This window comes from Trinickia sp. (assembly GCF_057351765.1).
Genome location: NZ_JBMRBK010000047.1, coordinates 25,675 through 37,091, shown reverse-complemented (window position 1 = coordinate 37,091; position 11,417 = coordinate 25,675). Strand labels below are relative to the sequence as shown.

The 11,417-nt window shown below is 60.8% G+C and carries 6 protein-coding genes; all 6 read right to left on the bottom strand.

The genetic code is table 11. From position 1 onward, the window contains the following. Nucleotides 1–64: 64 nt before the first annotated feature. Genes ACO1XS_RS13200 through ACO1XS_RS13175 form a run of 6 tightly spaced genes read right to left on the bottom strand, consistent with a single transcriptional unit; the run spans nucleotide 65 to nucleotide 11,357 of the window. Complete coding sequence (locus tag ACO1XS_RS13200; protein ID WP_331568544.1) at nucleotides 65–2,023, bottom strand: fascin domain-containing protein; 1,959 nt, start codon at nucleotides 2,021–2,023, stop codon at nucleotides 65–67. Continuing rightward, nucleotides 2,020–2,874, bottom strand: a complete 855-nt coding sequence (locus ACO1XS_RS13195) for a hypothetical protein (protein ID WP_331568546.1) — start codon at nucleotides 2,872–2,874, stop codon at nucleotides 2,020–2,022. The genes ACO1XS_RS13200 and ACO1XS_RS13195 overlap by 4 nt, the downstream gene beginning before the upstream one ends. Nucleotides 2,875–2,889: 15 nt before the next feature. Next, nucleotides 2,890–8,214, bottom strand: coding sequence for an autotransporter outer membrane beta-barrel domain-containing protein (locus ACO1XS_RS13190; protein WP_331568547.1), 5,325 nt, complete (start codon nucleotides 8,212–8,214; stop codon nucleotides 2,890–2,892). 11 nt (nucleotides 8,215–8,225) lie between these two features. Continuing rightward, nucleotides 8,226–8,909 (bottom strand): hypothetical protein, encoded by a 684-nt coding sequence (locus tag ACO1XS_RS13185; protein ID WP_331568549.1) that lies wholly within the window; start codon nucleotides 8,907–8,909, stop codon nucleotides 8,226–8,228. A 30-nt stretch (nucleotides 8,910–8,939) separates the two neighbouring features. Further along, nucleotides 8,940–10,565 carry a hypothetical protein gene (locus tag ACO1XS_RS13180; RefSeq protein ID WP_331568551.1) on the bottom strand — a complete coding sequence of 542 codons (1,626 nt, stop codon included), beginning with the start codon at nucleotides 10,563–10,565 and terminating at the stop codon, nucleotides 8,940–8,942. 33 nt (nucleotides 10,566–10,598) lie between these two features. After that, nucleotides 10,599–11,357 carry a hypothetical protein gene (locus ACO1XS_RS13175; protein WP_331568553.1) on the bottom strand — a complete coding sequence of 253 codons (759 nt, stop codon included), beginning with the start codon at nucleotides 11,355–11,357 and terminating at the stop codon, nucleotides 10,599–10,601. Nucleotides 11,358–11,417: the final 60 nt, after the last annotated feature.

Below are 11,417 nucleotides of genomic sequence, written 5' to 3'. Positions count from 1 at the left end.
ATACCTCCTCGCACCACGGCAGGCCATGCGGGGCGCCATGACGGTGCCCCGCCCCGCTGCCATGCTAACTGTCCGAATCTTCGCTTGCAGCCGATACGGCATTCGGGTTGCCGATATGGAACTGCGTGAAAACATCATCGGGGTCGGTCGTTATGGCCTGGACGCAGTAGTCGTTTCGATACAGGACGACTTTGTAATACTTGCCTGACTGTTGGTGAACGAGCCTGACGACACTTCCATACCCGAGATCCCCGCTGACGACATCGACGCGCACAGCAGCATTCGGATCGTCGCTCGACTCGACGTTCGCGCACATGACATCGTTGTAGCAAATCGGCATGAGCGCACCCGAGGATCCATCGAAGGCACCGATGAATAGACCGTTGCTGGCCTTCAACGCAATGTTTCCGCCACCGGCGTCAATGATCTGAAACACGCTGCCTGCCGGGTCGGCAACAGTGTCGGCGGCGATGACATTGGCTAACCCAAAGTTCGATGCGTAACCGTGCAGCCCCAGTTGGAGCGGAACCGACTGGAGCGTAATCGAAGTCGGCATCGACGTATCGACGAGCTCGAAATCGATGAGCGCCCCGTCGCCGCCTCGCCCGTCCGCGTAGAGGTCATAACCGTCGTCAGCGCCCTTTGCGATTCCGTACACATATTCATCGTTGGATTGCTGAAACCTGACTGTCGAGCCATTGACGGTCGCCATCCGGAAGACCGTCGCGTCGAGGCCAGTCGCGTAGAGAACGTTGCCCTCCACCTTGACGTAACATGCCTTGTCGTCTCGAATCTTGACTGCCTGAACGTCCGGCGCGACCTGCCGTACGATCTCCAACGTGAATTTGGCTCGCGCGTCCGCCGGACTCGTTGCGTCGGCAACGATCTTTCCCGGCGTGAACGGGTCCTGCGAGCAGGACCAGTAGTAAGGCGTTCCCTTCAGGTGAATCGCGACTTGCCGCGCAATGATCTTGATCCATCTTGCGTCCGCCGCCGTATATTCGGGTGTCTGATAACTGACGGCGACGAAGGCTTCCGATTGCTCGGGCATTGCATCCGCGGTAACCGTAAATGAAAACTTCCCATCGGTGCATTGCGTCGTCGAGGGCCCCTTCAACGTGTTTCGATAGTTCACGTTGCAAACGGCCGATGCCACCGGACCGTTCGGCCCCGTGAGCGTGCCCGATACCTGGGCGCTTTCGCCCAATTTCATCGCACCGGGACACCTCGTGATCTTCAGGTCATACGGCGGCAGGGGCTTAGGCTGAACCTGGAAAAACGCCGCCTGATCGTCGGGGTTCGTGCCGATCGCCAGGAGATTGTAACCATCCCAACCGTCATCTTTCGCCGAGTAAGCACAGACATAACGACCGTTCGCCTCGAGCGTCATAACGGCGTTCTGACCTTTTACGACGCCGACCGTGAAAGCGGTTCCTGGCCCGTCCATGGTGAGGAGTGACTGACCGGAACTCACGTTCACGTAGCGATTGCGCGAATCCCGAATCTTCACCGCATTCGTTCCCGCTGGCTCGAAAAAGAACGCGGAGGCGGCGTACCGGTTCGGGGCGTATGCGCCGATGATATTCGGTAAGTAGGAGAACTCGCTCGTCCAGTAATAAGCTTGCCCGAACACTTCCAGGATCCCGCTCGACGGCAAGATCCCGACGACCGGCACGAACGAAAACGGCTTGGTATCGAACACGCTCGTATTCGCGGTCAGAGACGCCTTCACGGTACCGATGCCGTCCTGCCCGCTCTTGAAGTACTGCCACGACGTCCAGCCTGTCGTTTCATTGCTTTTTCCATGGGCTTGTTTCGTGCCAGTGCCCACGAACTCGGCATTGCTTTGTCCCTCGGCGCCATCTTCGATTTTGAACGTCACGTCCTGCGGCGGCGGAATATACGTCTCGCTCCCGACAACCGTATAGACTTGCGCCCTGATCCAGATGAGGCTCGTGTCATCGGCAGGTTGAGGATCGTTTCGGATATCGAGCTTGATTTGCAAATCGCGGTCGTCGTTCACACGTCCTCCGATACATGCTGGACTGCTTCATTGACCGGCGGCGCGACGAATGACACATAGACGAGCGCCTTGTCAGGAAAAACATCGTTGGGCACGGAAACCTCGATCGTCGAACCCCCCGGCGACGCGCTATAAATATTCGCCGTTGCCATGCCGAAATCCTGCGTAGCCTGGATGATTGCGGGAGCGGCGGTTTGCGATCCCTTATCCATATCGAACACGGCGTCGCCGCTCGTCACTTGCATCTGGAGCTTCGTGATGTCACTGTCCTTGGCCGAGAGAAAGTCCACGAACACAGTGACCACGCACGGGGTCACGCCATCGCTCGGCGCGCCTCGCGTATAGCCGAACGTCTCGAAGAACGTCCATGACGCGTCATGCATCGTCGGATAAAAGAACGCCGGGCATTGCACGGGGCCGGCGACGGCCAGCGCCGCAAGCACTTCGGCGCCGACTACGTCCGCGGGCTGAATATAAGGTGCGGCAACGACCGATACCGCACGGTCGCCGGAACCGGCTGCGAGCTGGACCTGAGCCTGCGCCGTACCCCGAGCCGAGAGCTGCAGCGATTTCATGTCGGCGGAACCGGGATCGGGGTCGACGAGCGTGGCACCGTCGGTCACGGTAACGAGCACCGGCAGGCCCGGCGGTCCATACACGCTGACGATGTTGGCCGGAAGCCACGTGGCCATCGAAGGATCGGCTCGGGGGCTGCCGTACGTCACGATCATCGACATCACGCTGTGTGCGCTGCCCTCGTCGACCACACTCAACGTCCCCGCGTCATCCGTTTGCAGCCCTGCCCCAATCTTCACCGCACCCAAGTCGTTCTTTGTGGCAATTGGCAACATCGATGTTCTCCTCGCTTAAAACGAATAACGCACGCCGAGCGTTGCGCCGATATCGCTGAATCCGCGCCCGAGCCGCTGTCTTCCCGAAAATTCGCCATAGATCGACAATGCCGGCGTGAGCATGCCGGTTGCACCAATGCCGAGCTCCATGGCGCTGCCCGGCTTGCCGATCTCGAACGATTGGCCCGACAGCGTGGCCTTCGGCGAGTTCATCCAGGTATGCAACAGGTCGATGCGCATATACGGTCTCCACGAAAGCGTTCCTGGAGCCGCCACGGAAAAGCGCACGCCGAGCCGCCCGGTCAATGCGAAGAGGTCGCTCGTCGAGTCGACGACATCGTCTTTATCCTTTCCACTGTCGAATCGAAGGGCTTGAGCGAGCCACTGCACATGCGGCTCCATTTCGATGCCATAGGGCAAACCGAACGTGCGCCCGGTCTCCACCGACGCGTCGTATCCGTTCGCCGAAAAGCGGCCCACCTCGCCTCGCTGCTCCGAGTTCACCGTACCGACGTACCGCCCGACCGACAGGACACCGTCGACATACCACCCGTCGTGGCGCTGCCATGTGCCCGTCAGCGCAAGCCCGTAGGTGTCGATGGAGGCGGTACTCGCGCTCGCCGCTGCGGCCTGCGGCGTCACCGACGTGTGGCCCAGCGTGAAAGCAACGCCGAGACGCATGTCGTGGTCTGGGCTCGATCGGTGCAGCCAATCGCCGCCGAATTGCAGTGCGGTAATGGTTTGGTTGAAGTTGAATCCGTAGCTTTGATACGGTAGGTCGCTGTGATAAGCGCTGCGCGAATCGATCGTTCGCGCAAAGACTTCGGCCTCGGCGCCGCTGGGATCGGACACGCCATGACGAATATCGCCGAGGCGGCGATACAGGTTGTCGACGATCGTTGCCTCGTAGTGCTGGAGCGCGAGCGGCGCAGTCAAATAGGTGCTGCCTTGAGGCACGAGCGCGAGCCGCCCCGACGTGGGCGTCGGATCGTCGTAGGCGGCCTCGAGCCGATAGTCCCACTGCTGCGCCTGCCCTGCGGGCAAGGCACTCTGCGTGTAATCAGGCAGACCCTCGCCGCTTGGACCGTAGGAGAAAAGCCGATACTGAAACGGGCTGCCCGGCACGGCGACATAGTCGCCCGCCAGCTTGAACGAATTCGCACCGGCGGACCCGCCGACCTGCACGAGCGAGATGCCTTGCGTCGACGTGGGCTGTCCGGTGGACGCAGGTGCCACGATGGCACCGCTTCCGGAGACCGATACGCTGAGCGTGGTTTGCCCGCTTGCGCTGCCCGAGATCAGCAAACGGTCGGTATTGGGATTCCCAGCCGTCGCAATGTTGCTCAGATCGGTCCGCATCTTCACCGTACCGCCACCGGTGTAATTGCCGTCGACCGTAATGGCGTGATAAGCCGGCACACTCGTCTGCGCGGCCTTCATTGCGGCGCGGCCGACGCCTTGTCCTGTAGCGGCTGCATCCGCAAAGACGATCGTGCCTTGATTGTCGAGCCCGGTCAGCGCCGCATCCCCGGTCGCGTTCCAGGTACTCGTGGCATCGGTCGACAAGCTCGCCGTTGCGCCGTTGACCACGCTCGGCGTGCCGGTATAGACGCTGCCTCCCGCGAGATGAAGCGCGAGCTGGCTGCCCGCCCCCTGCGCCTGCAAGAGGCCGGTCAATTCGACGGAGGTCGCGTTCAGCGTGCCCGTTCCGCTGGTCACGCGATACAGCGCACTGCCCACGCCCGCCGTCACCGTCGTCCCGCTCGACAGATTGACCGTGCTCGTTCCATTGGCCACGATGGCGTCGGTCGCGCTCGAAATGGCGCCGCTCGCGACGTTGACCGTCGTACCCTCGGCTTGCGTGATCGCGTTCGAGCCGGCCATCTTCGTCGCATCGACGACGGCCGGCCCCAAGTCGAGCGCCCCTTGCTGCACATCCGCGTGGCCGAGGAAGCTTTCGCCCGTCAAAACCAGTGTGCCTGCGCCGGTTTTCGTCAGCTTCCTGTCCTCACCCGCGACACTGCCCAATGTGGCGGTCGTCGCTGCCACGCCGGGTGCATCGACGCGAACCTGGCCGTCTTGCCGCAATTGGAGTTGACGTTGCGACGTGAAGTCGCCGGCAATCTCGAGGTTGCCGCCGTCGAGTATCACCTCGCGCTCGCATGCGGTGCTGACGGAGCAATTCGTCTCGCCGAGATTGCTGTCTTGCGAGACCTTCAGGGTCCCGCCGGCGATACGCGTATAACCGACGTAATGGTTATCGCCCGCGAGCGTGACGGTATTCGAGCCCGACTTGACGACGAACACACCCTGCTGGTTCACGTTCGAGCCGTCCCCGCCGATCTGTGCCGCTTCGCTTTGATCCGCACCGTTCTGGCCCAGCGTGATCTTGTCGTTACCGGCGAGAATGCCGCCGCGCGCCGCGTTCGCGCCATCGGTGACATGCAATTGGGCCCACTGCGTCGCTGTCGCACCGGTTGGATCGAACGAGCTGTCCGATAGATCGAGCCAGCCACCGTTCAACTCGACCGTGTAATTGAACTGCGCCGGATTGCTGATGTTTCGGATTTCGAGCACGCCGTCTTGCACGACGGTTTTGCCGGTGTTCGCAAAGGCGGCAGTGCCGGAAAGGGTCTGGACACCCGTGCCGCTCTTGACGATATCGCCGGTGCCCGAGATCGTGCCGGCGTAGGCGTAGTTGCCGGATCCCGCTATCGTCAAATTCGCCGGTGCGCTCGGGCTGCCGAGCGTGACCGTTGCATTCGTGGCGCCATCGTCAGTAGCGATGCCGCCCAATGTGAAACCACCGCCGCTGACGTCGAGCGTGCCGCCCGTCGATGTGAAACGGAAGAGGCTCGATGCCACGTGGTTGCCGCCGGCCCCGCCGACCTTGAGCGTGCCCCCGGCAATCTGGGTTTCACCCGTGTAGTCGAAGACATTCGAACCGGAGAATGTTTGAGTTCCGCCTTGCAGCGTCACGCCGCCATCGCCCGCGATCGTCCCGGAGAACAGACTCGTACCGGCATCCGCCAGTGCGAGCGTCGAAACGGGACTGCCCATCGTGCCGAGCTTGACCGTGCCTGCGCCGGAAATGCCGCCCAACTCGAACACGCCGCCGTTGTCGCTGACATCGAGCGTACCGCCTGGCTGCCCCGGCGCACCGATCTGAAACACTTTCCAGTTGCCGGCCGCGTCTTTGCCGATCGCGGCGTTTTGCACAGCAAGCGTGCCGCTCTGAATGCGGGTGGCACCCGTGTAATCGAACACATGCGCACCGGATAGGACCTGCGTGCCGGTACCGGCCATCGTCAGTCCACCCGAGCCTTGAATCGCTCCCTGAAACGGCGATGCGACTCCGGCGCCGTCGAGGACAAGACTGTTGCTACCCAGATTGACGACGCCATCGAGCGCGCCCGATCCGTTCGATTCGAGCAGCCCGACCGTCAGATCGGAACTCCGGCTGCTGAGATCCAGCAGCCCACCACCTTGCGAGTTCGCGCCCTGATCGAGCACGATGGTCGAGCCTGACGCATCCGACGTTCCATTGAAGGCAAGCGTACCGCCTTGCGCTGCCCACAGCGCCGCGCCACCGGTGCGGGTAGCGTTGGTGAACGTCACCTTGCCGAGCGCTTCGGCCTTGGCGCCGAACGCACCGGGCGATAGCGTCGCCGCGCCGAGATTGCCCGTACCGAGCACGACCTCAGCGCCGTTGCGTGCGTCGATTGCCGCCGCGCCGGCACCCGAAAGCGAGAAGCTCGCGAAATCGAGGCCGAGAGAATCGAACGAGAGCGAGAACGGGCTCGTCGTACGGTTCAGGTTTTCGCCGTCAGCCGCGAAGCCATTGGCGTTCTCGCCTGTTGTCGAAATCTTCGTGCTCGGATCGAACGCGACGGAAAGCCCCGCCGTATTCGCATTCTGCGGGTTGTAAACCACACCGTCCGCACCCGCCCCGCTCGTTTGAATGCTGACTCCCGTTCCTGGCCCCGCGAACAAGTGAGCATTGAGTCTCCCCTGACTTAGATAGATTCCATAGGCCTGCGTCCCGGTCGTGATGACGTTCGTATTCGAAACATTGACGGTCCCGTCGAGCAGATTGATGCCCGCTGCGTATTTATAGTTGCCGAATGCCGTGCTCGATGGATCGGCGTCGCCGTTTGTTTGCACCGTGTTCGTCGTCGCACCGCCAAGCGTGAACGACATCGAATTGGGCGAGTGACGCTCGGACTGAATGCCCGCTGTTCCCTTACCCTGCGCGTTGATCGTGAGCGCTGTGGCATTCAGCGTACCGCCGATACCGGTCACTGCCGCACCGTCGATATTTTGCGAATTGATCGTCACGTGATCGAGCGCGAGGCTGCCCTGTTGCATATTGACGCCGTATCCGTTGCCGTAAAAGCCGTTGGCTCCGATATCGAGCATATTGATCGTCACGTTCTTGACGAGTCCCGTCGCTATCCCCGCGTCGGAATAGTCGATCCCGGTTTCGTAAGCGTATGTCCCGCTCGCACTCCAGCCGCGAACATTGACCGCACTCCTCGTCTGATCTCCGCCGTCCAACGAGAACCGCTCGGCATTGCCCACCGATATGCCACTGTGATTCGCATTGACGTTGATGCTCGAAGTGGACACGAAGCTGCCCGCGTTCACCAGCTTGATCCCGTCGTTGGGCGGGATCGCCGCGCCGATCGTCAACGAGCCCGTCGGATCGTTGCCGTTCCATGCCCCGCCCTTCTCCACGTAGATGCCTAGAAGCCATGCATCGATTGCCACCTTCGTGCCCCCCGTCAGCGTGGCAGACGCCGAGTAGGGCCCGGCCAATGGAGCAACACCATTCCCCGAAATGAAAATCCCGGTTCCCGCGCGCGTAAGCAGGTTGATCTGCAAGTCCGCGCCGTTCAGCAATAACGCTGCCGTCGAACCGGCACTCGAGCCCCCAACGGATATCCCCGTCTCCGTGCCGCTCGTGGCGAGACCCACAATCTTTTGCGAGCCCTGCAACTCGATCGCCGTATTCAGCGAATTCGAGTTGACGGCGATGAACGTCGCAACGGCCGACGCACCATCGCCGGCGTTGGGTCCACGCTGATCCGTGTACATGTCGTCGCCGCTCGCGGTAATCGTCGTCCCGGTGTCGTCGTTCGAGAAAAGGTTCTGCGTCCGCGTGTCTCTGAAATAGACCGCCTGGCACACGCCTAGATTGCTCGTTACCGAATTGCCGACCCACGTGTAGCCGTTTGTGCATGCCGCTCGTGCCGGTGTATAGACCACGCCGGCTGAAATCAGCGATGCAAAGAGCGCGCTATATTTCAATCGTTGACGATGTGGGGTTTTGTTTCGCATTGCAGGTCGTGCTACATGTCGAGAGAAAAATTCAAAAAGGTCCGATCGGCACTGGCCTGCAAGGCCAAAACATCCGAACGGTTCAGTTGCATGACCTCTTGATCGAGCGTGATCGACCATTCGTCGTGCCCATAAACGATTTCGCCGATCCGGGCGGGTTGGCTCGCTTCCGACTGCAAAAGCAGCGCAAGGCTGGCGCCTTCCGATGGGCTGCCGCCTGGAAGCGAGCGAATGACCGGATCGGCACTCGTCAATGTCCGCGGCGCAGGGATCACCCAGGCCGCGACGACGCCTTTGGCGTAGGTGCCAAAGAGGCTGCACGTGTGACGCGCCACGACGGGAGGCCGCTCGCCCGAATCGATCAGCGTGATTTGAACGGGCTCCGAACGCTTCCCGCCGAATTCGTAGTAAACGTCGTAGCACTGCCCTGGTGCCGGCAATCGATCCTTGGTAAAGCAGATATCCTGTACGGCGCGCTTCGAATCGTTAACCGGAAAATTCTGGCTCTTGTCGCCGAACCAAACGACGACTTCTCCTCCTTGCCCGTACGGCACGAGAACGCTGACCACCACCGGGTCGCCAGGGTCGTTGACGATATCGGGGTTGGGCGGATTGAGGCGCTGCAGATCGAGCACGCCGTCCGTGGCTTGAAAAAGCCGGACCGATGGCAGTGCAGCGTTGGCTTCGATTTTCACTGTTCCCCCATGACGGAATCGATCGCTTCGTCAAAACAGCTCGGCGGTGTATCCGTTCGGCAAAATGGTGTCGATGCCGATCAAAAGGTCCTGAGACGAATAGGCGATGCGTTTTATTTCCACGTGGGTGCCGCGCACCACGTCGTAATTCACACGGATCGTTCCGACGTCGCCCGTAGACTGCTCCTGGCCCAGGCCCCAGAACGGCTGCGGCAGGAACGGCCACTCGACGAACCCGTTCTCGATGTCGAACCGCGTGACATACCAATTGAACGGGCCGCCGAGGGATACACCCAGCGGTTCATCCGAACCGCGCCGGTAAGCGTTCAAATAGATGTGAATACGAATTTCATCGCCGATTTCGATTTGTGCCTGATCGAGTGGCACACGGATATGCAATTCGCGCGACAGCAGCGCGGCGTTGATGGGCCAACCGTCCAGGCTCTCGCGAAGCTGCGGCGCATTCAGCGTTCGATTCCCTTCCTCATTGGAGGATGCGGGCGGAGGCGTACCGGTTGCGTTGAAGTCCCAACTGCTCGATACGCGTATGACCAGGCTATAGACGACATAGATCATCGAATTTCGCGTGGCGTCGTCGAACGGGGCCGTCTGCGAGCGCAGCACGGAATTCTGGAACGGCATCGTAATGTCGGCGTCGCCCCCGATGTCTGCTTGCCGGAGCCTTTTCGAGCTTTGAAACCTGCCGTTGCAAAGCAGGAAGAGCCATTGATCCGCACCGATGTCCACGTATTGAGGGATGTCCGCCAACTCGTAGGAGGGCCCGCTCAGTTGAACCGGGTCGTCGGTCTGAGGCGACTCGAGGGTCGACCACTGAGCATTCGGATCGACGATCAGATAAGGTCCCAATCCGCCTGCGTTCGTCCCGATCTGGTACGTCAACGCACCGATACTCGAGGTCTTGCCCTTCGGACACAGATAGAGCTCCGCCACGCCGTTATCGTCGGTATAGAGGTAGACGGAGTCGTCGTCATAAGCCGCATCGCCGTTCAGCGCGCGCGCTCCGCTATAGCGGTCGTACAAGAGAATCTGCCTGCCCTTGATCAACTCCGGAGTGGACATGCTCGAGGTCACCCGCACGAAGACGTTGGGCAGGCCCACCTGGCTTTCGGGATCGGTGACTTGAAAGCGATAGTAGAGATAGTTGTTGCCCGGGTTATCGGGCGACTGATCCTGCTCGGCATAATCGAGCCAGAAGTCGGACGATTGATTCTCTTCGGGATAAGCCAGCCCGAATCCGTCGATGTAGCTCGGGCAGACGCAGGAAACAGGGTTGATCGTATAGGGCAGATCGGCGGATCGACGGCTGTTGTCGAGATAGGCGTAGGTCATGCCATTGCCGAGATCCCGGCCTGTCACCCGAACAACCAGTTTTGCGTACCATTTTTCTCCGGCATCGGGCGCTCTCAGTAGCGGCACACCGACAGCGAACTCACCGTCCACGGGCACCCAATTGTTGCCGACCGGCTGCAGCTGCTCGTATTCGCCAACGTGCGAAAAATATACGAGCGTACCGTCGACGATGTCGCCTTCCGCGTGATCGAGCGTTGCCGTCAATATCACGCGTTGATAGTTGTAAAAGGCGTATTCCCCGCCGGTCTCCTGCGAAAGGCAATCCGTTGTAAGCGTCAGCGGCATGAATCTCTCGTCGAAAATGAAAAACCTGCTCCGCTATAGCGCCAGTGCAACGAAGAAGCGCGCGTTACTCAGCCCATCCAGTTCGATGGAAATGAGGTCCTCTTTATGAAGGTCGACATTCGTGTTGCCCACCGCGCTCACCGTCCATTCATTGCCGTCGCTCGATTGCACGACGGCAATCGACTCGGTCCCACCATCGGGAGGAATTCGTTGAATCTTCAACCGAACGTCGGTGGTGGTCGCCCCAGGCGGGGCGAATCCGTTCAACGAACGCACGACTATGTCGCTATTCGTCGAGAGCGAATAGTCCGCGGGCACAACCCAGCTCCCGATCACGCCGCAGACATAGGTGCCAAAAAATGCCGTACCGACGGTGGTCACGGGCCCGCCACCGGCATACGACGAATGGGTGACTGTCACCGGGATCGCCTCCGAGTTCGAGATGTTTCCTGTCCGGCTCGCAACCGAATACGCAACGTGATAGCTGCCGGACGCCAACGCCGATAACGGACGGACACGCACTTCGGCAACGTACGCTTCGTCCTTGAATTGCGCCGGATTCGGCAGATATGCGAGTCTGACGATCGACCTGTCGTATTCATCTCTGAATACGACCGTTACGCGATCGCCCCATCCGAGCTGCGCGTAGGCCGGTATCTCCACCTTTATCGCACCCTCGGCCGTGATGTCCGGCGACCCGAGATCGAGGATCCCGCCTTGGGCCTGCGGCAGACCCGGCGGCGACAACAAGGTGTTCTGGCCCACGCCCGGACCGTTGAACGCAACTCTCATGATCCGCCCCGTCAATAGTGCAGCCGCCGACGTCAAAAGACCTCGATTGCAGGCCGCACC